Below are 23,645 nucleotides of genomic sequence, written 5' to 3'. Positions count from 1 at the left end.
TTAAACAAGTGTAGTCGATAACTCGTAAACCTCTGTACTGGTGTCTGTTTCTCTATTTTGATTTGAAACAGATTTGTTTCAGTATTCATCTCAGAAATGAAAATTTTGTTACTAATATTAAAGTTTACTAATTTATTACTAATGATAAGTGGCGGGTACTTGGTCTTTTCACTAAAATACTCATTGTCGGTAGTAACGCAGGGCTCAACCTTCCCTTTCTTGACGGATGGCAGCACCAATAAAAGCAAACACTGACTTATAAATACTTGAGCTGGGTACATCCAGCCACCCAATCAAAATCAGCTTGGAAGCTAATTGACACAGAGCGTAAGTGTGTGGCTGTCGCTTTGAGTCATAGCCAAGAGCAATAATTATTAGTGTATTTCATGGACCAGGACAAATTTACTAACATTTACCGTTTGCCGAACGCTTTTCAAGTTCGTATTGGCAAATGGCAAAAAACGCTTAAAGGGACTTCTGATATCGTTCTTCATCAGGCCTTACAAGCTCGTAATGAAAAGTTCAGACAATCCGATATGTTTGCCACCGGATGGCATGTGAGACTGTTTGAAAACGACGACATTTCCGTCACCAACCATGGTAAGTATTTGCAAACTGCTATGCGTACTATGATTGACCGTAAAGTGTCTTACAAGCGCGTTTATTTAACTCGAGTACCGCTCGAAGAAGCTGAGCCTAAGTTGATTGAATACAAAAAGGAGTGGATTCAAAAGCACAACCGAGTGGCTCGTAAATACAATCAGATCAAGAAAAAGCACTTTATGAGATTTGCTCATGAAGAGCTTGATACCATGTATCCCTCGATACCTAAAATGGACTTTGATCGCGATCTATGGAACAAATTGGTGGTGAGTGAACTAGGGTCACCCAAAAAATTTGATAACCCCTATTTCGTAAAAAAAGCGGTTTTTTAATCGACAAAATATTCAAGCCCAGCCATCTCGCTGGGCTTTTTTGTAACAGGAGCGAACCATGCAGGATGAAGCAGAGAAAGTCATTAATTTTTGGTTCAATGAAATTGAATCTGACCAATGGTTCACGTCTTCCGAAGAATTTGATGCACTCGTAACGGAACGCTTTGGCGTAATTCTTCAGCTAGCCAAAGAAGGTGAGCTCACAAGTTGGAGAGACACCCCACATGGCCGGCTGGCTGAAGTGCTGGTGCTTGACCAATTTTCTCGCAATGTATACCGAGGGACGGCCGAAGCTTTTTCCCAAGATAATTTGGCTTTAGCGCTATCAAAAAAAGCAATCGAATTGGGTGACTTAGATTCTCTCAATAGCGACCAACGTGCTTTTCTTTTACTGCCACACATGCACAGCGAGTCGCTAGAAGTACACCAAGACGCGCAAACACTGTTTGCTGCGTATACCAACGAAAATACGCAACATTTTGAAAAACTTCACAAAGATATCATTGATCAATTTGGTCGCTATCCACATAGAAACCAACTATTAGGTAGAGAAAGTTCTGAAGCGGAGATTGCGTTCTTAACACAACCAAACTCTAGCTTTTAATAACAGTTTTTCAAATTCATCAAATGCAGAGATTTTAATGATCAATATTTGTGCTATTGACCACGTGGTGTTGCGCACGTCCAAACTTGAGGCCATGGTCCATTTCTATCAAACCGTTTTAAACTGCCAAGTGGAAAGAACCCTTCCTGACGAGGTGGGGCTTGTCCAACTGAGAGCAGGCAACGCGCTCATCGATATTGTTCCAGTAGACAGTCAATTGGGCAGGCTAGGTGGAAAACCACCAAGCCAAGATGGCAGAAACATTGACCATGTGTGTTTTCAAATCAGCTCATTCGACGAAGAACAGCTTATCGCCTATTTGGACCAACATCAGGTTAGCTATTCCGACTTTGCAGAACGTTATGGTGCACAAGGGTTTGGTCGTTCGATTTATATCGATGATCCAGAAGGTAATGTCATTGAGTTAAAGCCAGTCAAACCACAATAAAAAACAGCAGGTACTTTTCATACCTGCTGAAGTTTGTAGTGCTCTTTGACCACACAGAACCAGTTAAGGACATTTTGCTTTTAGCTACTTAGGTGAAAACATTGACTCCAACAAATACTCATCACCATTTTTAGCGGTAAATTCGCGAGATTCCGAACAGGCTAACGGATGCCCGTTTTGGTCTCCATTGACCAAACTGATCCAATGACGCATTCCGGTCTTGGTGTCCTCTTCCAGCCCAATCTCGAATGTGGTCACTGTTTCAAGCTGTAACTCGACTATTTCTACTTGTTCCAAATTCCCTGTGCCTTTATGGGCCCCAAATACAATTTCTAGATGCGAGCCCGACGCGTCTTTTAACAAGATGGAGTTAGGATCATCTCGCTCTCCGGTAAAAGCGACAAAATGTTGTGGGTATTGCAATCCGCTGTGGCTGCCATCAGCAAAATAAGCGACAAAGTGTCGAAGATCGACCAAGTAACTCACTACGTCTTGATGAGAGCCGTGCTCCAAAGGAAACAGCTTGTCTAACATAAGTTTGGCTTTGCATTGCGTCGCTTCCCCTTTGACCGAGCAATTGTCTTCCACTTCTTTTACCGCCTGAGCAATGTATTTCGCGTCTTTACCAGTCAATTCACCTGTTGAGAAAGTCTGCATATTCATATGTCTATCCTTGATTCTGCTGCATCGTAATCTGCAAGCTCTACGATGCGGCGACTAATTTTTGTACATTTTGTGAACTTGCTTACTAGATAGACTAGTCAATCATTGACTACAATTTCACAACAAAAATTTTACAGTGTGAATTTTACAAAATGGCAATGTCAAAAAGTTTGGTTAGGCAATCGCACTTCCTCGGGACAAAAATCCGAAATTTGAGGAAAAAGAACAACCTAACAATGGAAGACTTATCTACACGCTGTATTCGTGTCAGCCCAGAATATGCGCCGTCTGTATCATACCTATCCATGATTGAACGCGGAAAACGAGTGCCAAGTGTTCAAATGCTGGAAGTCATTGCCGAAGTATTTCAAAAAGAACCTAAATGGTTTTTAGACGATGAACCAGAGCATGCCGAAATTACACCGGTAAAAGGCAATAGAGGCGGGATAAAAGGTATGGCGCTGGAGCCTAGCTTCCTGTTTTCCAATGAAATATTACAAATTGCGATTCCAGAAATGTTGTCCCAAACTGGAATTACCGGTAAACAGTTCGCTCACCTACTGATTCGCGCGCACCAAGAAAACCATCAAAATCATTTCCCTGATTTAGAAAGAGCGGCAGAAGAGGTCGGCAAAAAACAGTTAAATTTATCCGTCGATGAACTACTTTCCATTGCGAGAAGTTTGGGATTAACCACTAAGTGGATAAAACGCACGCCAATTGAAGTTAAAGACGAACTTGGTGTCTCTGCTAAACAGTTAGTGACGTCTTTTTTTGAACCTCCTGGCATTATTTATCTCAATGAAAAGCTTAGAGAAACGCCTACTAGGCTGAAGTATGATCTCGCGGTCTACATAGGTCATTGCTTACTGCACAGCAAAGACGGCTTAAAAAGCGTTCTTTCCGTTGGTCACTCCAACAGTTGGGAACAATCGGAATACCACAACCAGAATACCGAGCTCAATTCGCAAGATATATTACAGGCATGGCGTGACTTCGAATCGAGCTTTTTCGCTGGCGCGCTATTGTGCCCGAAAGTCCCATTTCGACAGCTGCTCGATCGTAATGGTTATGAGATCTCCTCACATTCTAAAGCTGGGGTGTCACCTTCGGTCGCGATGCGCCGTATGACGGTTGTCTCACCATATCCACACTGGCACTATTTTGATGCTTACGGACAGAGCAAATTGAAAGCAGTCTACCGCGGAAACGGTATACCACTTCCCTGGGGCAACATGCGCCAAGTTGAAGATCCTTGTCAGCATTGGGCTGTATTTCGACGACTTAGTCAGCCCAAAGATGGAAGTTCAGCGCAAATATCTATGTTGAACGTTGGCGACGAAACGCGCATCTACTGCTGCGAATCGGTGAATGTCACCGATCCTGCTGGAAACAACCGCGTGCTATGCGCTGGTATTGATCTCAATCCGGCAATTGATGCACAAGGTGGAAATGCGCTAGAGATTGCAAATGAGCTAAAACAAAATGCAATTCAAAACGGCGGAGAAACCGCTATTCCCAAAAACATTCAAAAAGAGTTGTTGGCCATCGCCAAAATCCTAAATATCCGCTGGATTGAACGAGGTATAGACACTGATGCCAGACTGATCTGCTCTCGGGGTTCAGTCTGCCCAAGACAACCGAGTTGCTACAGTTTGAATCAGTAGTTTTTGGAGAGCCAATAGACTTTATATGTCATAGAAACCCTAATCACTAAAAATCTTTGAGCAATAAAAAAGGCCAATCACAATCCGTGATTGGCCGTATTAATTGTGAACAAAAAAAGGGTTCACTAACAACGTCAGTTGGCTAGGTGACCCTCGGCTTAATAAGGGTCACTTTAGATAATGCATTAGGCATGCCAACTTTTATCGCACGGTATTTCAACAACCTGTACGATCACAGGTCAAAAAATAGCAAACTGAATGCATACTTGGTTTGCAAATCGCTATAAATTTGCAACTTGCAAAAATACTAAGTTAGAGCGAGAAGCGCAGTTGATTTCGAGACTTTTTGTCGTTGTACATTCTTTGATCGGCGATTCGTATCATCTCGTCGACATCTGTCAGTTCACTTTTGTACATGGCATAACCAATGCTGACTCGAATATCGATAAGGTGGCTTTTGTAAATAATCGGGTTGTTACAAATGGCTTTTTCGAGCTTTATGGTAATCGATTCTAATTGGTTTGCATTTGACACTCGGGGTAGCAAAATTAAAAACTCGTCGCCGCCAATCCTCGCGATGACATCTGAATCTCGTAGTACCCCTCTTACGCGGTCAGCAACTGCGACCAGAACCTTATCTCCTGCTTCGTGGCCGTAATTGTCGTTCACTTGTTTGAACTTATCGAGATCCAAATTCATAATTGCAAAGCTCTGCTTACCCATACTTTTTTGAGCACTGCTAAAGAAGCGATTCACAGTAAACATGAAATATCGACGATTCGGCAATTCCGTAAGCTCATCATGCAAAGCGCGCTCGTTAGCAAGACTATAGAGTCGGTAAATCGTCATAAGTGACGCAAGTAAAATGGCAAGAATCAAATACCCCAATATTCTGACTAAATCCGCGCGATACCATGGAACTTGCTCTAGTAAGTCGGTTTTCTCCGCAACCGCGATTTGCCAGCCACCGTGAGGAAAGTGAACCAATTCGGTAGCAAAAGCATTGTCAAAAGTACTGGCTTTGCCGTAGAAAACTTCTCCCTTTAGCCCCGTACTATCGCGTCCACGAATCGCAACTTCGTATTTGAACTTAAAGCGCTCTAAACCGATATCAACGAACAAAGATTCAATATTAATGGCAACGGTACATACGCCCCAGTATTGGGTGTTGGCTGGGGCATCGGAAAAGATAGGAATACGGACCAGAAGAGCACGACCACCTTGGACTAAGTTTACAGGGCCAGAGATGAATATCTGCTTGAGCTCTCTAGCCCGGTTTATCGACTGCAACTGCTCCGGAACGGTTCGATAATCTAAGCCAAGTGCACGTTCATTGCCCGTGACCGGGTAGATATATCGAATAATATCATCGGGTGCGAGTGCCACGATTTCAACGTGGCGACTTTTTCGAATGGTGCGTCGTGCCAGTTGATTCCAAAGCTCATTGTCCAACTCGCTTTGAATGGGTACCAAAGTGGATAAGCTGCTGACCACAAATATGTCAGAAAGGATTGTTGATTCTAGCTGAGCTCGGATAATAGAAAGCTCGTCACGAGTTTCAGACTGCAAACTATCCCGCAGAAAGTCTTTCTGACTTCTATCCATCAGCTCAATCAAAAACACCAGTAGTATGATGACAGCGGATACCAACAGCCTCAGTGACCATTTTCTACCCGATTCAACAAGCATTCCTTCTCCCCAATTATCTTCCGCCACTTACTGCTGAGATTTGGCTAAGATTCAGAGTTCCATTTAAAATTCTCGTGACAATCATCATAATCGGTTTGATCTGATGGACATAGTTCAAAGTATACTCGCTATTTAGGGTTTTCGCATTCTTACTAATAGGTTTGTAGATAACATGCAGATATCACTTTTCGACTCTGATGCAACACAGGGTGCGGTACAGGATGCAAATAAAATTGAGCTAAACGGCGGCAAACTGATTTGGTACCCGAGCTTTTTCGAACAAGCTCAAGCGACTGAAATTCAGTATCAATTGAAGGAAAGCCTCGCCTGGAAACATGAAGCTATAACGCTATTTGGTCGAAATGTAATGCAACCCAGATTAACGGCTTGGTATGGTAGTAAATCGTATCGCTATTCGGGTCTCACGTTACAACCAGATCCCATGACACCCTGTTTAGAGCTCATAAACCAACGGCTTAAAAACGCGCTCAACATCAATTTTAATTCTGTTCTCGCCAACCTGTATCGAAATGGACAAGATTCCATGGGTTACCATCAAGATAATGAACCCGAATTAGGACCCAATCCGATTATTGCTTCGCTGAGCTTCGGGTCCACTCGTAAGTTTAGCTGTCGGCACCTTTCAGGCGATGACAAATTCGACATCGATTTGACCCACGGATCACTCTTGGTCATGGCTGGTAACTTTCAGACGAATTGGAAACACGCGATCCATAAAACTAAACGACACCTCAACGAAAGAATTAATTTGACTTTTCGAACAGTGCGTTAATCAGCACTCTAATCAAATAATAGCCAAGAGTCTTCCGTCCACAGCTTTTAGTTCGACATTGCGGCCTTTAGCAATAAATAGTGAGATAAATCACATCATTATTCATTAATTTGGTTTAACTCACTTCAATATGAACTAATCTTAGTAACCATAAATAAAAGAGTTCGGAAAACGTCAATGTCTGGGTTGGTCGGTAATAATCTTGAAGAGATGGCCAAGATTCAAGCAAACAGGAAAGTGAAAATTGTTTCTGCCTGTTCAGTTGTGTCTTTGCTTATTTTGTTCTTCTACGGGTTTATCCACATCAGTACCGGTGAACTGGAATTCGGCGTCCTAAATCTTTTATGTTGCGTTATCCTATGTTGGAATTTGTACCGACTGTACAAACACAAAAGCTGCCCTATTTCAGACTTAACCATTAGTGGTGTTTTACTGTTCCAAGCCGTGGTGATGTTATTGTATGTGGAAACCGTTCCCGATCGGGTTTTATGGTTGTATCCAATTTTAGCCGCAGTCATTTTTATCAATGAGTTTAAGTATGCAGCCTTATTAAGTGGCGGCTTCTGCTTACTCGTCACGCTTGCCACGGTTGTTACCCAAGTCATCCCACTCCACGAATCCATCGCTGCTGACCGCTTTTTAGTGAGTCTTTTTGCTATGTGTTTGCTGGCCAATTTTTCTTGTTATTATTTCGGCAAGATTACCGACTACTTACAATCTCTGTATAAGGAAGGTATTCAAGATCTGGCCTATCGAGATCAACTTACAGGACTCGCGAATCGTTGGAGCTTTGAAAACTGGGCAAAACAAAAACTAGAAACTTTGCGAAACGAAAATTCACTGACAGCCTTAGTATTTTTAGATATTGATGACTTTAAAACGATAAATGATACGTACGGGCATGAAGTCGGCGATATGGTACTGAAACACTTTGCCAACCGATTGAAGAACAACTTAAGAAACAAAGACAGAGATACCAACCAGGAAGACTATTCCATTGCTCGATTTGCGGGTGACGAGTTCGTTCTCCTGCTTTACGGTGTCAGTTCAAAAGAAGATTTGAACTCGATTATGCGGCGGATTTGTCGTTTGTTTGCAGATAGTTATCAAGGTTCGGAAAGGATCAACCAACTTAGCCTCAGCGCTGGTTTAGCCATTTTCAAAAAAGATGCTGACACACTAGAAGAACTGACCCGATGTGCTGATAAAGCAATGTACAACGCTAAACACAGTGGTAAAGGGCGCTATTGTTTTTACAATGAAAAGCCGATCCTGGGTGCCAGAGATAATTTGGAAAACGAGCAAAGCCTAAAAAACGTCACTCCGATCAAACGTGTTCCTAGCGGCTCATATACATAGCCCATAAACTCACAGCCATAACAACAATTAGCCAAATTGCGTACCGAGTGGTATTTGGCTTGTCCTTCTTAGGCGTAACGACGGGTTTGAAGGCCGCTCGACGCGCCGCTCCAAACACACTGGTATCTTGTTCCAGTCTCTTTCTTCTGGCCATAGCAGTGTTTGCCGCCTTGCCAAACCGATGAATTTGGTCAGCGGTTAAATCTTGTGAAGGATCATATCCCTTGCCCTTCTGCTGCTTTGGTACAACTGCCATAATCGTACCTCCTCAGTTGAAGATAAAATCAACCAGTCACGTATGACATACTGATAATTATAGTGCTAACTCACTAAGCAGACTGTGCGAAATTGCAACAATTGATAAATGACACGAATAAACTACGCCCTCATGAGCAGTTGAAATTTACATATTTTTTCGAGAAACAAACCATCAGATTTTTCGAACAACTCTCTCAAATTTTAACTCTACTCAATAGTGCCGTTCGTACTAGGATGTCCTAATCATTGTGAAAATAGCGAGTGAGTTTGTATGTCTCAAACAAATATGATTAATCGCGTAATCAAAGCCGCACCCACATCAGATGGAGATGGTGTAAAGATACGCCGAGTCGCGCTATTTGATTCTAACGATGCATCGCCAATATTGATGGTTGATGAATTAAACTCCAACGATGAGAAGGATTATGTTGGCGGCTTTCCTCCTCATCCACATCGGGGTATCGAAACACTCACCTATATGCTTGAAGGTCACTTTCAGCATAAGGATCAAATGGGAAATGTAGGTGAACTTCACTCTGGTGGAGCACAATGGATGGCTGCGGGACGTGGAGTCATTCACAGTGAAATGCCAATGATGGATCAAGGCCAGTTGCATGGGTTTCAAATTTGGATCAATCAGTTTGCTGAGCACAAGATGAGACCTTCTCAGTACCAGGACTTTCAATCGGAATCTATCACAGAGCATTCAACACCTGATATAGGTAAGATCCGCGTAATTGCAGGTAAACTTTACGCTAACGAAAATGTTTTATTGGGGCCTCTTCAGCAAACCAGCACCCCTATCACTGTTGCAGACTGGCAACCCAACGCTAACAATGTAATTGAAATCAGCCATCTGTCAGGACTAAACGTATCGATGTTTGTCTATGCCGGGCAAATTCAAGTTGGTGATGAGAATATTGAACAAGGCCACTTTGCGCTTCTTAATGACTTAGACATTCTGACATTGACTGCAAATAAATCGTCTGGTGCTCTTTTCTTTGCAGGTAACGCGATAAACGAGCCCGTTGTCCATTACGGCCCATTTGTGATGAACTCAGTACAAGAAATTGAGCAGGCTATCGAGGATTACAACAATGGTGTTTTTCACAACTATTGATGTTTGAAGCCTTGTTAGATTATGAAAAGCTTGATCTTTCTTCCGTGAATAGTAATAGGTTGATTGCAAGACTACACTTAGGTTGAATCGCGTTCTGCTGGTTGCTAGTGTGTGGCCAGACTCAACCTAGGTGAAGAGAGACTAGAGAAGTAGTATGAGCAAGTCTAAATCAACGGCCAATCCTGCAAACTCTGCTACGCGTTTTTCTTGGGCAAAACCTTTCTTTTACTTAGTTCTATTAACGTTAGCTGGCGTTTTTTCATACATTTTTTACGTAAGTTATCAGGATTATGTCCACCCTAAAAATGCTTATGGCACTTGGATTGAAGTCGGTGCGCCCGGATACAACCGTGAGAGATTAGTTCTGTCAGAGAACGGCGTCCACAAAAACAGCCGGCTGATCGCCACTCAGTTTAGGTTTGATGGTGAGCGCGTTTACGTTCAAACTGGCAAAGGCGAGTCTGTTTATGAACTGTCAGGTACGTTCGATTCGCCGCAACTAAAACGTATTGTCCCTAACAGCCCAACCCAACGCTTTGTTAAATCGGGTTACGAAGATACTGTGAACTTAGAAGGCGGTGGCGCGGCGAAAAACCGTAGAGCTGCGCTAGCAGAGCATTTCAACGAAGACTAATTCGATCTACCAAGCAAAAAAAGCGACGTTTGTTGAATCGTAATCTTACATCACAGACACTCTTTCAAAACCCTCTTCCCTCAGCAAAAAAAGGTCTTCATGGAAAGCTGGTTACAGAGCATTTTACAAAATACGCAAACACTCTTAGTTGACTGGAATCGAAATATTCTTTTTGTCCTGCTAGGTTCTTTAGTCGCTTGGTTGATATGGCGTGTTGTATGTGGCCGCTTGGCACAATTAGCCGCGAAAACAAAACTAGGTTGGGATGATATCGTCGTACGCGCGGTGAGCACGCCCGTTAGTGTGCTCATTTGGTGTTGGCCAGCAATGATTGGTCTCGACTATATTTTGGAAAATCACTTTTCTAAGCAAATTGATTGGATGGAAAGACTTGAGTTAGTTCTGCTCTCCACCACAGTAGTCTGGTCAGTCTTAAGACTTATCAATTACGCTGAGTCACACATTCTTGCTCAGAAAAAACGTGATGAAACCGCCGTTCAAGCTGTCGCGAAAGTCGCCAAATTGTTTTTCGTTGTTGTTGCCGCTTTAACCATCATGCAGGCTTTTGGACTCAGCCTTTCTGGCTTGCTAACGTTTGGTGGTGTTGGTGGTCTTGTTGTTGGTTTTGCTGCGAAAGACTTGCTGTCTAACTTTTTTGGTGGGGTGATGATCTACTTTGAACGCCCTTTTAAAGTCGGAGATTGGGTGCGTTCACCTGACAGAAACATCGAAGGAACTGTCGAAAGAATTGGTTGGCGTATGACAGTCATTCGCACGTTCGACAAACGTCCTTTGTATATTCCCAATTCTATTTTTAACAATATCATCGTAGAAAATCCTTCACGTATGCAGAACCGAAGAATCTACGAAACCATAGGTATTCGTTACGAGGACAGCGCCTCGCTGAGTACCATAGTTTCTGAAGTTGAAGCCATGTTACGCAACCACCCGGATATTGATTCAAAACAGACATTGATCGTCAATTTAAATGCGTTTGGTCCTTCTAGCCTGGACATTATGGTGTACACCTTTACCAAAACGGTTAACTGGGTACGCTTTCACGATGTTAAACAAGACGTGCTAATGAAAATTCTTGAGATCATTCATAAGCAAGGTGCAGATGTCGCATTCCCAACTCAAACTCTCCACATAGATGGCCCACCACTTGGTCAAGCTAATGACTTACAAGATCACTAAGCAAACTCGGAAGCAGTGGTAAGCTAAGTAAACACTTGTGTATACTTACTGGGTTGAGACGGATTGGGGAACCTGTGGATTGAAAAGAAGTGAACTTAAACAAGATGATATCGTCAATGCTGCTATTCGCGTTTTTTCTGATTCCGGCTACCAACAAGCAAGTATGGAGCAAATTGCGAAGAGCGCTGAGGTATCTAAGCGTACACTTTACAAATATTACCCAAGTAAAGATGTTTTGTTTACCGTAATCGTGGATAAGTTACTCTGCAGATTTGATGAAGCAGACCAATCTTACGTCAACACTTCAACTTCGCTCGAACAGCAACTTAAAGCAATCACTCAACAACAGTTGTGTTATTTGAATAACCAAGACTTTCACGCTCTTGCTCGGATGGTCATTTCAGAAAGCGTTCGTTGCCCAAACACTGCGCAAATTTTTATGACCAAATTGGCACAGATAGATGACAACTGCTCGATTCGAAGTTGGGTCGAAAAACAAAATTCGAAAGGAAACCTCAATATAGACAACGTACCCATGGCCGTTGAGCAATATATTGGTTCGATTAAGGCCTGCGTATTTTGGCCTCAAATGCTAGCACATCATCCAATTGCTAGTGCGGATGTCGTTGATCAAACCTTAAGTCTTGCAGTCTCTACGTTTTTAGCTCGCTTCAAATCAGATTAAACCACTGGACGATATACGCCATAACCTCATGAACTTTATTCCATATTCTACTAATGGCTATTCGCGTTCTCATTTATGAGAAGTCACCTAGGTTATTCGAATAACAACATGGCACCGGGGAATACATACGATATAGTCATACGCACTGAGTTTTACCATCTATTGGTTGCATGCAATTTCCTCATCAGCAAGTGTTTAATCGTGAACTTGCCATACCCACATTCAAAAGCTTGCCCAAAGCGCTTCCTATACTAATTGTGTCTATTTTGGTTGGTATGGCGTGTCTGGTTCACAATTTTTATTCTGTCACCAGTAACGCCAAGAACATTGGTCACGACGCGGTCATTTTGCTGGAAAAGAAGTTCCAAAACGTTGCTGATGAACTTACTACTCTCTACAGTCAAATCGATGAACGATGCTCTATTCGTTCTGAAAACCTAATGATGCGCTATGTATTTGACTCTCCACTGGTCAAAGAAGTGGTGCTAAGCAGAAATGGCGTTACGGTATGCTCAAGTAGCCGAGCACTCAGTACGTTACCAAAACAAGCGAGCGTTCCTTTAGTTGGCGAAAATGGAGTTCGTACTCATATTCGTGTAGTGGACTCCAACTTCGCACAGCAATTGATCGTGGTCTCAGTTGCTATTGATGCTCAGCGTAGTATTAGCGCCTATATTCCACCTAAACAAATTACTTCTCGCGTATTTGCCAACGTCCAAAGTGATTTATTCTCGTACAACCTATTTATCGACCGTCACTCTGTCGCCGAAACACATAGTTACGAGTCACTTTTAAACGAACCTGCTCGATTTTTCTCTTCCGAATTCCCGATAAATCTAGAAGTTCAAACACAAAAGTTGGCCTTTATTCAGGCCGTATACAACAGCTTGCTTAGCACTTTGCTTTACATTGCTTTAGCGGTTTCTTTGTATCTACTGATTCGATTTCAACTGCTATCAAAACGCTCTGTTGAATATTCTCTCAGTCACGCTATCAACCGCAATGAAATTGATCTGATTTTCCAGCCGATTGTCGATTCTCGTTCAAACAAATTAGTTGGGGCTGAGGCATTGGCGCGATGGCAACACCCAAAGCTGGGCAGTATTTCTCCCGATGTGTTTATCCCACTTGCTGAACGAATTGGTGTAATTGGCCGGATCACTGAAAAAACGATGGAGTCGGTCGCAAGCTTTATGTATCGACACAGGAACGAGTTACAAGGTGTCTACTTCAGCGTCAATATCAGTCGAACCCTTATTCTGGACCTATCCTTTCGACGCTTTTTGACCCAATACGCTGCAACTCATGCTTACTTGATTCCCAATCTCATGCTCGAGATTACCGAGAATATGGAGTTCGGCGACCATACTACTGATGAAATTCAGATCGCACTTGATGAACTCACCATGCTGGGCTTTAGACTTGCTGTCGACGATTTTGGGACTGGTTACTCGGGTCTGCAGTTCATTCGTACGCACCCTTTTAACGTGATGAAAATAGATAAAATTTTCGTCAACACCTTAGATTCAAGACAAGAAATTGAGCCTGTTTTGGCTTCAATGATCCGCTTAGGCAAAGAGCTGGATATGGAAGTGATTGCTGAAGGTGTTGAAACCACGGCCCAATTAGACGCTCTTAAACGTCTTGGTGTGCACTATATCCAAGGCTACTACTATTCAAAGCCAATAAAAGCGTCTTGTCTCATTGAGATGTCACAGCAATCCAAGCAAATGACACCTCAATGGATAAAAGCTCTAGAATAGATTACTAAACCAGCGGGTCACCCAATCAGTAACTCGTTTAAACCAACTCCCCTGCTCAACATCGTGTAATGCGACCAAATCGGCCGAATGAATCACCTCACCATCAAGCAGATAATTGACTTGACCCATTTTGTCACCTTGTAGAATGGGCGCTTCAAGATTTGAGCCCAAAACTAGCTCGGCTTCGACCTTATCCGCTTGCGATTTCAACACACTTAAATAAACCGTTTCATTTACACCGATGTCGAGAGTATCTTCATTCCCCATCCAAATTCGAGCCTGTGTCACTGACTGCTCTTTGGTATGAGGGTTCAAGGTTTCGTAAAAGCGAAAACCATAACTGAGTAACTGCTTGCTTTGAGATTCACGAGCTTGAATGCTCTTTGCGCCCATAACAACCGCAATTAATCTCATTTTTCCTTCAGTTGCAGATGTCGCTAAGCTGTAGCCCGCCCCTTTGGTGTAGCCGGTTTTCATACCATCAACATTTAGCATTGGGTCGCGTAACAACCCATTGCGGTTGTACTGAGTAATACCGTTGTAGGTAAATGAACGTTCTTGATACATAGGGTAGATGTCAGGCAAGTCTCGGATAATCGCTCGTCCCAACATTCCTATGTCATAAGGTGTCGAATATAGCGCCTCACTATCTAGGCCATGAGGATTGGAAAACGAGGTGTTTTTGAGTTCAAGCTGGGTTGCCCAAGAATTCATTACACCGACAAAACCATCTACTGAGCCAGCGATATGCTCCGCAATAGCCACACTGGCATCATTTCCAGACTGTATGATCAAGCCACGATACAAATCAGAAAGCGCGACTTCTTTACCAACCTCAATAAACATTTTTGAAGAATCTGGAAACTTTTTCGCCCACGCATTTTCGCTGATCACTACTACATCATCCAATGAAGCAGAGCCCGATCTTATTTCCATACCAGCTGCATATGCTGTCATCAATTTAGTCAAACTGGCTGGGTTTAATCGCCCATGAGCATTTTTTTCAACCAACACTTCTCCAGAGTGGTAATCAATTAGCACATAACCTTTCGAATTAAGCTCTGGAGGGTTTGGGATGGCAACTGGCATCGCCATCATAGGGAAGGAAATTATAGCCGAACCAATTAAACTCATTGACATCGCTAAACGAGAAGTGTTTTTCACCTAAACCACCTTGTAAGCACTCTGAAAAGAAGACTCGCTCTATTTGTTCGAACGATCTAAACACTAATAATTTGATTAAGAGGTACTGAGTATATCGACTCTCCGATGCAAATCATCGCAGTGAAACGGTTTCTTACTATTTATGTCTGGCTTGTGAGATTTGAAGCGAGTTCAAGAGATTTCTTTGAGATTAGATTTGAGCAAGATAATTAAACGTTCGAGTATCTTGCTCAGTGCCGTGGCATTATAGATTAAGCACTAGGTTGGGCTCTTCGCTTAGCGTTACGTCGTGTGTAGAACAGTAAACTCGCGATAATAGAAAAGTAGAGGTAAGACATTGCAAACACAAATGGAGAGCCAATTAACTGTGCCGATGAAGCAATCAACAAACCAAGAGCGGCGATTACAACCTTAACCAGCAATCCGCAAAACAATAATGCCAACATAAATTCTGGGAATCGGTCTGAGCGGAATGCCACCCAGTAACAACCGGCGACCGCAGCACTGGCGATACTTAAACCAAGAACAAAAGATTGAATGTGATCAGCAGCCGCATAACCGGCAGACAAGCTCAACATTAAGATCAAGAACAGTTTCATAAGTACTCCAAGATAGAAACGATTCCGTTCGATGGATGTGCTATTTATGGAAACATTTTGAATTAAAGCGGTTAAATATCAAGCGATAGACACACTTTATTACACCTTGAAATATCGGAATCACACACTGAAACAATATGTTAACAAAAGGCTAGTGAACCGATATTTTATGGGAACAGTTACCGCCTATTCGAATGAGAAATCACGAACTAAGCGGTAATTGAAAAGAGATGATTAAGCGAGGGATAAACGCTCTTGTTGCTTGCGAACTGAACGCCACGCTAAAACGATAGCAACAGAGAACAATAGGTACGACATTGAGAATACAACAGGTGAACCAATGGTTTCGTTAGACAATCCCCAAACTACGCCCACAGACGCAATAGCCAATTTGGCCACGACAGCACTAACAAAAAGAACAGCAGACAATTCTGGCAATTTTATTGAACGAGACGCTATGGCGAAACAGCTACCTACCGCGAATACCGCAACTACCAATCCGTATAAATAAGAATTTAAGTGATCAACACTAGCGATAGCCAAACCAAACGCGATAAACACAATAGCTAAAAACTTCATATAAAACCTCATTGATAGTTAATTAATTCACTCTCTCTTTGAAAGCGTGGGCATTGTGCTGATGAGCTGGTTATTTTTCAAGCAAATTAATAGCATTTTGGGGCTTGTTTTTTTGAACCTACCACATGTAGTTAAGTCAATTTTTCAGTCGATTATTCGCTCAATCAAAGTGTTAGATTTCAGAATGAAAGTTAGTTTATTTTTACTATTTTTTAATACCTAAATTAGTACTTTAGTTTATTTCACGCTGATATTATTCCATCGGGTTTATATTGAAAATCCACTAGATGCATATAGAATTTCATTATCGACCACGTTACCCAACAACAGATAAGACCTAACGCAACATCGACCTATTTTGTATTTTTCTTGTTGCTTTCATTGTGTCGCCAATATGAAACTTGCGACTTAATTTATTAAAACGGTATAAAGTGCATAAAATCTAAATAAAATACTTACAAATCACTATGTAAGGAGCAAATTTGGTTGACTTATAACCAGTGAGTTCTAGACTGAATCTAGCTCGAAAATGATTCTATGTTTTTACCTACGCTTGGTTCGGTCACTCTTGGCACTCCACACCGTATGTACGCAGTAGCAATCTACTTTTCCACGCTATCCGTGCCAATAACGGCGTTTGTAATTTAGGAGTTTTCCATGTCAGAGACAGTAACAGGAACAGTAAAGTGGTTTAACGAAACCAAAGGCTTTGGTTTCATCACACGTGAGAGTGGCCCAGATGTATTCGCCCACTTTAGCGCAATTCAAGGTGATGGTTTCCGCACTTTAGCCGAAGGGCAAGCGGTAGAGTTTCAAATCACTCAAGGTGATAAAGGACCACAAGCTCAAAATATTCGTGTACGCGCTTAGTTCTCTTATACGACTCAATCAGAGCCAGCCTGTCTGGCTCTTTTTTATTCAAGAATTCCCATCATTCGAATCAACGGATGCAGTCAGACCAAATATTCGCTAGTGTAGTCCTAATACTGTTTGACGCGAACGTTCCATGACAAACTCTTCTTCTTTCTCCCAAGCTTCAATATCAGAAACTCTCGCTAATCTAGGTGTTCTCCGGCTAAAACCTGTATCAAAATTCCGCGTGCAATTTGAACAATGGATTGAAGAAAACAACTCTAAATATATGGTTAAGCTTGAGCAAGGTCGCCAACCTAACGATGTATTGCTCGGTTTGCTTACTCACAGTCACTTGCAATTGTTTTCAAATATCGAAGCAAATAAAGCAACAACAGAATCATTACGCGAGATAATGGATGAAACACTCGGCTCAACCCACGCCAGCAAATTTGTTGAAACTAGTGAATCCAGTTTGATCTTGGTTACGCACCTTTGGCTTTACTTCCAAGGCTTAATGGAAATGGATTACAGCTTAGCCAACGACTATGCCATCCAAACGCTTGAAGCACTCCCCTGCTCTGGCGACAATACACAAGAATTGCAAAGACGAGAATTTCTAGAAAGCTATTACTTGGGACGAGACTATGCAGTAAACACTAGTGCTAGACCTTCGAACAAACTTAGCCTGCTAAGTAAACTCGGTAGATGGATGAACGGTAGATAATCTCTCCCGCTTTTAAACCTCGATATCAATTTTGTACAAAACAGGTTTTGATTGGTTTGGTATCGTCTTGTCACACAACCACGATACATTGAGTAAAGGACAGAGTTCACATGGAATGTGCACAGTATTCAGTTTCCCACGAACTACCAGGTCTCGAGTTGCTTGATGCCTCATACACCCATACAAACTTTTCCAAGCACAGCCACGAAGGGTACACAGTTGGGCTAATCTCATCCGGTGCACAAAAATTCTACCGTTCAGGTGGCAATCATGTTGCACCGACACACAGTATCATCCTAGTCAACGCTGACGACGTTCATAATGGTCGAGCCGCCACACAAGATGGTTGGTCTTATCAAGCGATGTACCCACTTGAAACACACTTTAAACTCATCAGTGAGGAAATATTTGGGCCTTCACAAAGCTGGGTACCGTATTTTGATCAACCCGTCATTCATGACCAAGTATTGGCCCGACGGTTGGCTCACATGTTTAGCACGATGAAAAGCTCCAGTAACCGTTTGGAACGGGAAAGTTTGTTGTATGAATGTTTACGAATACTCATTGTCCGGCACGCTAGAAAAAGACCACCACAAGAACACACGCTTAAATGCCAGTCTCAGTTGATGATTGTGAGGGATTTTTTACAAGATTTTCCAGAAGCTGACGTATCACTCAGTGAACTGTCAACACTAGTTGGTTTGAGCAGTAGCTATTTAGTGAGAGCCTTTCAAAAAGCCTTCGGCTTACCACCGCATAAGTTTCAAATACAGTCTAGAATCCGTAAAGCAAAATGTTTGCTGCGAGAGGGTCACTCCATTATTCATACTGCGCATACTTGTGGGTTCCACGACCAAAGCCATTTTCATCGTCACTTCAAACAAACACTCGGAGTCACCCCGAAACAATACGCCACATCCGTAACACAGTAAGTCAGTTTTCCCAGATAGATATTAAATATGAGTCGAATCAACAAATTTGGCCGCGGTTGCGTGGCTACTATCCCCCTTAGCATTGCCGTAATACCGTGGGGGGTTCTCGCAGGTTCATTTGCTTTAGAAGCGGGGATGACAGTATTAGAAAGCCAAGCCATGTCTGCGGTCGTCTTCGCAGGGGCTATTCAGTTGGTTGCGTCAGGGATGATTAAAGCGGGCGCTGGCATTAGTTCGATTTTGCTCGCCACGTTTTTTATTACGGCCCGACATTTTTTATACAGTATGACGATGCGCGACAAAATCAAGCACTTGCCCTTACGCTGGCGAGTAGCCCTTGGGTTTTTGCTCACCGATGAGCTTTTTGCAGTGTGTGGGAATCAATCGCCAGAACGATTTGATCGCTGGTATGCATTAGGCTCCGGCTTAAGCTTCTATTTGGTGTGGAATATAGCAACGGTCATCGGCATTATCGCTGGGAGTCAATTCCCCTGGATACATGAACTAGGCCTTGAATTCGCCGTTGCCGCTACGTTTATTGCTATTGTAATACCGAATATTAAAACCACGCCCGTTTTAGTCTGTGTCGTCGTGGCACTAGTGTCATCGGTCCTATTGAGCTTCTATCAGGTTTCGGGATCACTAATTATCGCCAGTTTGATCGCCATGATTAGTGGTTACCTATCCGACAGTCTTGTAAATAGAGGGCGCAGAGTATGATAACAACGATTTTATTGATGACGAGCATCGTGTTTTTAAGCCGATACCTTTTCTTAGAACCAAAATTACCGTTTTCGGTCAGCCCAAAGCTTCGTCAATTTTTGACTTTTTCGAGCCCGGCCGTGTTAACAGCAATTTGGGCACCGATTGTGTTCATGCCAGAAAACCAATTGGATGTCAGTTTCACTAACCCGTTTTTAATCGCCGCCGGGTTTGCGGTTGTTTTGGCAAAAGCGACCAAGAACGTGTTGCTCACCACGATAGTCAGCATGGCGATCTTTTTATTTCTACACCACTACATGTAACTATTAAACAGGGGGTACACATTCAACGGCGAGTCCAAAGTTAAGCCTTGGCCACCCATTCACTCTCCAACAAAATGGTATCGCCTAGTTTGATTCGACCTAAGAATACGTCGCCCGCATGGACCTCTCCAACACCTTTGGGTGTACCAGTCATAATGACGTCACCGTCACAAAGTGCCGTATAGGTTTTTAGCTCGTCCAGTATGGTTAATGGTGGATACAACATTTGAGAAGTTGAGCCTTTTTGCACTCGCACGCAATTAATATACAACTCAACTTCTAACTGGCTTATTTCCAAATCGGTAATCGGAACAAAACGACTGAACACGGCAGAACCGTCAAAGGCTTTTGCTCGCTCCCAAGGTAAACCCTTAGCCTTTAGGCGACTCTGTGTTTCTCGTTTGGTTAGATCCAGCCCAAACCCAACGCCGACAAATTGGCCTTTTTCAACCAGAAAACAAATTTCTGCCTCGTAATGTAGCCTTTCTCCATCCACCGCTTTGAGGTTATTAGAAATGGAAGAATTCGGTTTGTTGAACACCACCATTTCAGTGGGGATAGCATTACCTAATTCCTCAATATGTTCGACATAATTCCGCCCAACACACAGAATCTTACTGGGCTGAACGGTTCTACTTTCGAATTTTACACTGGGCATCAGCTTTCCTTGTCGATGTATTAACCGCATGAAATGTATTAGAAAAATTCAGATATTCCTAATCTGACTAGTTAACAACGTGAACCTTAACTCGATCTTTTTCAAAGACATCACACTACACCAATGCAAATAATTTGATATGAGAGTTCAACGCCGTGTATAGTTGCCCCAATTTTCAAACCCGTCAACGCCAACTAAAAGCTTAAAACGTCTTAATTATTAAAAGGACTTGGGTTTGAATATTGAAATCGATACTAACTAGTAACTCGTATAGGGATCATACGATGAAAAACCAACATCAACCGCTCAAAGGCGCCTCTTGGATGTTGCTCGCAGGATTTGCTTTTGCCGTGGTCAACAGTTTGTCGCAAATTGCGAGTATTAAACTAGGCTTGCCATCGACGATGGTGGCGCTCATCCAGTATTTTGTCGCCCTCATCGTTATCTTGCCCTTTTTAAAGTCACTGGGCATCTCTCAATCTCTGCGAACTGACCATTTGCCATTGCACATCTTTCGAGTTTTTCTTGCCGTCATTGGTATTCAATTGTGGCTTTGGGCCTTAGCCTACCCAGTTCCCATATGGCAAGGTATTGCATTGTTGATGACATCACCGCTGTTCGCAACATTGGGCTCAGGGTTATTTTTGAAAGAAACTGTTGGTTGGGCTAGATGGTCGGCAACCGTCGCCGGTTTTATTGGTGCAATGATCATTCTACAACCTTGGTCCGAAGACTTTGTATGGGCCAGCTTATTACCCGTCGGTGCCGCGTTTTTTTGGGCCTGCTATTCACTAATGGTCAAGCGCCTATCTTCTCAAGATTCACCAGCAACTATGGTTGTCTATCTGCTGGTGTTACTCACTCCGTTTAATCTATTTTTGGCAATCCCAGAATGGCAACTTCCAGACTCTTGGCTGCTTTGGTTTAGCCTAATTACTGCCGGCGCTTTCACTGCACTCGCGCAGTGGGCCATTGTTAAGGCCTATTCCAGTGCTGATGCCTCGTTTGTTCAGCCGTTTGACCATGCCAAATTGCCAATGAACGTACTCGCAGGCTGGTTAGTATTTAGTTGGGTTCCACCTGGAAGGCTCTGGTTAGGAGCCGCTATAATCATTTTGTCTGTTGCTTTTATTACCCACTGGGAAAATAAAAAAGCGAGAGTTGAAATGAAAACCGGATTACAAGGTTCCAATTAATAAAGTAACAAACGAGTAAAATGTATGACAAAGCCAATTAAAGTCACTTTGTATCGATGGGGCGGAGCTTGGGGACCATTTAGCGTTAAAATCCCTTGTGGAGAATGTACCCTAACTAAAGATATTTTGGCAGATACCTTTGAAAACGAGCTCAACGGTATCCCAGTAGAACTTGAAGTAAAAGATTGGCTTTCTCACTGGTGGGAACCACTAGTAAAAGGCGCATGGCACGCTCCGATTGTCCTTGTTGAAGGTGAAGTTGTCAGCCAAGGTGAAGCGCTAAATCGCGGTGTGTTGGTTCAATCCATAATTAAAAACTGGGTTGGCAAAGAACCTATGCAAGGCAACATCGTCTACGGGAAAGCGACTTGCCCTTTCTGCGTCAAGGCAAAAGCCAAGCTAGAGGCTGCTGGGATTTCCTATCAGTACTTTGATGTAGTCAAAGACGCTGCAGCTTTGTACCGTATGATTCCGGAAGTAAAAGCCATTATTGGCGAGAAAACCCCTGTGACCGTTCCTCAGATTTGGTTAGATGGCGAGTACATAGGTGGGTTCGACAAATTGGAAGCTTGGATTGAAGAAAACCCGGCCTCTGTAAACAAAGATAACGTGGTCAATTTGTCGTAGTATCAATTAGATTATTCTCGCTAGAATAACTGGATACTATTCTAGCGAGACTTGTTTATAGCTGATTCCGTGTAGTAATTAAGACCTTTTAGGCTGACGATAGGTTTTTCCAGCTGCTTGATAGGTGTCTTTACGCTTTATTTCGAAAAAGGCATCGAAGAACCAAGCAACTGCAACAATGGTGTCATCTGAAACCGTCATGACTTGCTCAACAAATTCTTCTTGTTCTCCCGCTTCATTTGTATCGGTCGTGACATGGTAAATACGCTGTGCTCCTTCAACTTCAGCCAGCGCAAACTGCCCAGTTAAAGATTCCGCCACCTCAGCAATCTCTTCATTTTCCTGCTGCTTAAGGTAAGCGAGCATTTCTTTTAAGTTTTCAGTCTGGCATAGTGCTTTAACTAATGTTTCGAACTCGTTTTGTTGCATTTTCTCGTTCCGCAATTTCGAAAGCGCTAGTGTATCAATTCCAAACTCGCTTTGCTTATCATTTGCTATCGGTGTCTACATGGATCTTTTTCGCAGTATAAAAACCTATTTAAGAGTGGTCGATGAAGGAAGCTTTTCGGGCGCCGCTCGGCGCATGAATACCACCAGCTCAGCCTTAACCAAGCAGGTTCAAGGACTAGAAAGTCACCTAGGCGTGCAATTACTCAAACGGACTACTCGTTCAGTGACACAAACGGAGGCAGGGTCCGTTTTCTATGACCGAGCCAAGCAGCAGCTCGATAACTGGCAATCGGTTTTTGACGAAACGCGCTCTGTTAACCAATCGCCAGCGGGGGTGCTTAAGATTGGAGCTACCTCTGTAGTTGGTTCACGCTTTCTAATGGATTACTTGGAAGGCTTTTTTATCGAGTATCCAGAAATTCGGGTCATGCTAATCACGACAACGCCTGGAGAAATGCCCGAATTAAGTTTGGATCTGTATATCACTAGAGAGATTGATAACTTGAATAGTTTGAGTTTCATTGGCACGCCACTCTTTCACAGCCAAGTTGGTTTTTATGCATCACCAAGTTACATACAACGCAAAGGCGTGCCGGAAAGTCTTGATCAGCTGGATGATCATGATCTCTTGGTTTGGACAGAGCAAACTCAAACGGATTTAAAGCTAATGAACGGTGATCGAATTACACTTCAAGGCAAGTTAATGAGCTCTAATAGTGAAGCACTATTTCATGCTGCTAAACGAGGCGCAGGGATTTTGTTGGCACATGAGTTTATGACAAAACACGATGTCAATGATGGTTCGTTGATACGAATTCTCAACCAGTACTCAGCCAACGAAAAAACCATCTATGCCTATTACCCCAAACTGGCGTACACCAACACACGCGCCAAGCTTTTTATGGACTATCTCAAAAAACGTTTAGCGGACGCTAACGAGTAATGACACAATAAAATCTCAATATTGAGACCATTCGTTCAACCGACTTAATCTTACCAAAACATCAATCCATCAAGTTTG

Annotated in this window: 27 protein-coding genes; 19 read left to right on the top strand and 8 right to left on the bottom strand. The window is 42.8% G+C overall.

Features of this window, described 5'->3' with window-relative positions; translation table 11 throughout:
* The first annotated feature begins 386 nt into the window (after positions 1 to 386).
* The 3 genes from ACXAFJ_RS18215 to ACXAFJ_RS18205 are packed head-to-tail and all read left to right on the top strand — an operon-like array spanning position 387 to position 1,987.
* On the top strand, positions 387 to 935 hold the full coding sequence (locus ACXAFJ_RS18215) for an MSHA operon transcriptional regulator (protein ID WP_475325392.1): 549 nt from the start codon (positions 387 to 389) through the stop codon (positions 933 to 935).
* 58 nt (positions 936 to 993) lie between these two features.
* Positions 994 to 1,539, top strand: a complete 546-nt coding sequence (locus ACXAFJ_RS18210; protein ID WP_475325391.1) for a DUF924 family protein — start codon at positions 994 to 996, stop codon at positions 1,537 to 1,539.
* Positions 1,540 to 1,576: 37 nt separating this feature from the next.
* The gene (locus tag ACXAFJ_RS18205; RefSeq protein WP_475325389.1) at positions 1,577 to 1,987 is read left to right on the top strand and encodes a VOC family protein; all 411 of its coding nucleotides are present in this window, start codon (positions 1,577 to 1,579) and stop codon (positions 1,985 to 1,987) included.
* 84 nt (positions 1,988 to 2,071) lie between these two features.
* Here the strand turns inward: ACXAFJ_RS18205 and ACXAFJ_RS18200 are convergent, their stop codons facing one another.
* On the bottom strand, positions 2,072 to 2,650 hold the full coding sequence (locus ACXAFJ_RS18200; protein ID WP_475325388.1) for an aldolase/citrate lyase/malate synthase family protein: 579 nt from the start codon (positions 2,648 to 2,650) through the stop codon (positions 2,072 to 2,074).
* 152 nt (positions 2,651 to 2,802) lie between these two features.
* Between ACXAFJ_RS18200 and ACXAFJ_RS18195 the strand changes: the two genes are divergently transcribed.
* On the top strand, positions 2,803 to 4,317 hold the full coding sequence (locus ACXAFJ_RS18195; protein WP_475325387.1) for a DUF3612 domain-containing protein: 1,515 nt from the start codon (positions 2,803 to 2,805) through the stop codon (positions 4,315 to 4,317).
* Between the two features lie 312 nt (positions 4,318 to 4,629).
* Here the strand turns inward: ACXAFJ_RS18195 and ACXAFJ_RS18190 are convergent, their stop codons facing one another.
* Entirely contained in the window at positions 4,630 to 6,006 is a 1,377-nt protein-coding gene (locus tag ACXAFJ_RS18190) for a diguanylate cyclase (RefSeq protein ID WP_475325385.1), read from the bottom strand.
* 172 nt (positions 6,007 to 6,178) lie between these two features.
* Here ACXAFJ_RS18190 and ACXAFJ_RS18185 point away from each other — a divergent pair, with 172 nt between their 5' ends.
* Positions 6,179 to 6,799 (top strand): alpha-ketoglutarate-dependent dioxygenase AlkB family protein, encoded by a 621-nt coding sequence (locus ACXAFJ_RS18185; protein WP_475325383.1) that lies wholly within the window; start codon positions 6,179 to 6,181, stop codon positions 6,797 to 6,799.
* 177 nt (positions 6,800 to 6,976) lie between these two features.
* Complete coding sequence (locus ACXAFJ_RS18180; protein ID WP_475325382.1) at positions 6,977 to 8,158, top strand: GGDEF domain-containing protein; 1,182 nt, start codon at positions 6,977 to 6,979, stop codon at positions 8,156 to 8,158.
* Here the strand turns inward: ACXAFJ_RS18180 and ACXAFJ_RS18175 are convergent.
* Positions 8,139 to 8,414, bottom strand: a complete 276-nt coding sequence (locus ACXAFJ_RS18175; RefSeq protein WP_475325380.1) for a hypothetical protein — start codon at positions 8,412 to 8,414, stop codon at positions 8,139 to 8,141. The two genes, ACXAFJ_RS18180 and ACXAFJ_RS18175, sit on opposite strands and share 20 nt — an antisense overlap.
* Before the next feature lie 273 nt (positions 8,415 to 8,687).
* On the opposite strand from ACXAFJ_RS18175, the gene ACXAFJ_RS18170 reads away from it, so the two are divergent.
* The 5 genes from ACXAFJ_RS18170 to ACXAFJ_RS18150 all read left to right on the top strand — a co-directional run bounded on the left by ACXAFJ_RS18170 (position 8,688) and on the right by ACXAFJ_RS18150 (position 13,815).
* Complete coding sequence (locus ACXAFJ_RS18170; RefSeq protein WP_475325378.1) at positions 8,688 to 9,536, top strand: pirin family protein; 849 nt, start codon at positions 8,688 to 8,690, stop codon at positions 9,534 to 9,536.
* A 154-nt stretch (positions 9,537 to 9,690) separates the two neighbouring features.
* On the top strand, positions 9,691 to 10,170 hold the full coding sequence (locus ACXAFJ_RS18165) for a DUF2850 domain-containing protein (protein ID WP_475325376.1): 480 nt from the start codon (positions 9,691 to 9,693) through the stop codon (positions 10,168 to 10,170).
* A gap of 99 nt (positions 10,171 to 10,269) precedes the next feature.
* Entirely contained in the window at positions 10,270 to 11,367 is a 1,098-nt protein-coding gene (locus ACXAFJ_RS18160; protein WP_475325375.1) for a mechanosensitive ion channel family protein, read from the top strand.
* Between the two features lie 37 nt (positions 11,368 to 11,404).
* Entirely contained in the window at positions 11,405 to 12,052 is a 648-nt protein-coding gene (locus ACXAFJ_RS18155) for a TetR/AcrR family transcriptional regulator (RefSeq protein WP_475325374.1), read from the top strand.
* A 170-nt stretch (positions 12,053 to 12,222) separates the two neighbouring features.
* The gene (locus ACXAFJ_RS18150) at positions 12,223 to 13,815 is read left to right on the top strand and encodes an EAL domain-containing protein (protein WP_475325373.1); all 1,593 of its coding nucleotides are present in this window, start codon (positions 12,223 to 12,225) and stop codon (positions 13,813 to 13,815) included.
* Here the strand turns inward: ACXAFJ_RS18150 and ACXAFJ_RS18145 are convergent.
* From ACXAFJ_RS18145 to ACXAFJ_RS18135, 3 genes are all read right to left on the bottom strand, one after another.
* A complete protein-coding gene (locus ACXAFJ_RS18145) occupies positions 13,807 to 14,955 on the bottom strand; it encodes a D-alanyl-D-alanine carboxypeptidase family protein (RefSeq protein WP_475325792.1) in 1,149 nt (382 codons plus the stop codon). The genes ACXAFJ_RS18150 and ACXAFJ_RS18145 overlap by 9 nt on opposite strands.
* Positions 14,956 to 15,230: 275 nt before the next feature.
* Complete coding sequence (locus ACXAFJ_RS18140; protein WP_475325372.1) at positions 15,231 to 15,578, bottom strand: NADH:ubiquinone oxidoreductase; 348 nt, start codon at positions 15,576 to 15,578, stop codon at positions 15,231 to 15,233.
* A gap of 234 nt (positions 15,579 to 15,812) precedes the next feature.
* Positions 15,813 to 16,157, bottom strand: coding sequence for an NADH:ubiquinone oxidoreductase (locus ACXAFJ_RS18135; RefSeq protein WP_475325370.1), 345 nt, complete (start codon positions 16,155 to 16,157; stop codon positions 15,813 to 15,815).
* Positions 16,158 to 16,814: 657 nt separating this feature from the next.
* On the opposite strand from ACXAFJ_RS18135, the gene ACXAFJ_RS18130 reads away from it, so the two are divergent.
* The 5 genes from ACXAFJ_RS18130 (at position 16,815) to ACXAFJ_RS18110 (ending at position 19,693) form a co-directional block, all read left to right on the top strand.
* Positions 16,815 to 17,027 carry a cold-shock protein gene (locus ACXAFJ_RS18130; RefSeq protein ID WP_475325369.1) on the top strand — a complete coding sequence of 71 codons (213 nt, stop codon included), beginning with the start codon at positions 16,815 to 16,817 and terminating at the stop codon, positions 17,025 to 17,027.
* A gap of 136 nt (positions 17,028 to 17,163) precedes the next feature.
* Positions 17,164 to 17,736: a hypothetical protein gene (locus tag ACXAFJ_RS18125; RefSeq protein WP_475325368.1), complete on the top strand. Its 573-nt coding sequence runs from the start codon at positions 17,164 to 17,166 to the stop codon at positions 17,734 to 17,736.
* A gap of 110 nt (positions 17,737 to 17,846) precedes the next feature.
* Entirely contained in the window at positions 17,847 to 18,668 is an 822-nt protein-coding gene (locus ACXAFJ_RS18120; protein ID WP_475325366.1) for a helix-turn-helix transcriptional regulator, read from the top strand.
* Between the two features lie 27 nt (positions 18,669 to 18,695).
* Positions 18,696 to 19,388 carry an AzlC family ABC transporter permease gene (locus ACXAFJ_RS18115; protein WP_475325364.1) on the top strand — a complete coding sequence of 231 codons (693 nt, stop codon included), beginning with the start codon at positions 18,696 to 18,698 and terminating at the stop codon, positions 19,386 to 19,388.
* Positions 19,385 to 19,693 carry an AzlD domain-containing protein gene (locus tag ACXAFJ_RS18110; RefSeq protein WP_475325363.1) on the top strand — a complete coding sequence of 103 codons (309 nt, stop codon included), beginning with the start codon at positions 19,385 to 19,387 and terminating at the stop codon, positions 19,691 to 19,693. The genes ACXAFJ_RS18115 and ACXAFJ_RS18110 overlap by 4 nt, the downstream gene beginning before the upstream one ends.
* A gap of 40 nt (positions 19,694 to 19,733) precedes the next feature.
* On the opposite strand, the gene ACXAFJ_RS18105 is transcribed toward ACXAFJ_RS18110, so the two are convergent.
* Positions 19,734 to 20,381, bottom strand: coding sequence for a fumarylacetoacetate hydrolase family protein (locus ACXAFJ_RS18105; RefSeq protein ID WP_475325361.1), 648 nt, complete (start codon positions 20,379 to 20,381; stop codon positions 19,734 to 19,736).
* A 254-nt stretch (positions 20,382 to 20,635) separates the two neighbouring features.
* Between ACXAFJ_RS18105 and ACXAFJ_RS18100 the strand changes: the two genes are divergently transcribed.
* Positions 20,636 to 21,547: a DMT family transporter gene (locus tag ACXAFJ_RS18100; RefSeq protein ID WP_475325360.1), complete on the top strand. Its 912-nt coding sequence runs from the start codon at positions 20,636 to 20,638 to the stop codon at positions 21,545 to 21,547.
* Between the two features lie 24 nt (positions 21,548 to 21,571).
* Positions 21,572 to 22,174: a glutaredoxin family protein gene (locus ACXAFJ_RS18095; RefSeq protein WP_475325359.1), complete on the top strand. Its 603-nt coding sequence runs from the start codon at positions 21,572 to 21,574 to the stop codon at positions 22,172 to 22,174.
* Between the two features lie 78 nt (positions 22,175 to 22,252).
* On the opposite strand, the gene ACXAFJ_RS18090 is transcribed toward ACXAFJ_RS18095, so the two are convergent.
* Positions 22,253 to 22,603 (bottom strand): hypothetical protein, encoded by a 351-nt coding sequence (locus ACXAFJ_RS18090; protein WP_475325358.1) that lies wholly within the window; start codon positions 22,601 to 22,603, stop codon positions 22,253 to 22,255.
* Between the two features lie 79 nt (positions 22,604 to 22,682).
* Here ACXAFJ_RS18090 and ACXAFJ_RS18085 point away from each other — a divergent pair, with 79 nt between their 5' ends.
* Complete coding sequence (locus ACXAFJ_RS18085) at positions 22,683 to 23,567, top strand: LysR family transcriptional regulator (protein WP_475325356.1); 885 nt, start codon at positions 22,683 to 22,685, stop codon at positions 23,565 to 23,567.
* Positions 23,568 to 23,645: the final 78 nt, after the last annotated feature.

It is taken from the genome of Vibrio sp. ABH4_348 (genome assembly GCF_056159765.1).
The sequence above is the reverse complement of the archived record's forward strand: the minus strand, read 5'-3'. Positions and strand labels throughout refer to the sequence as shown.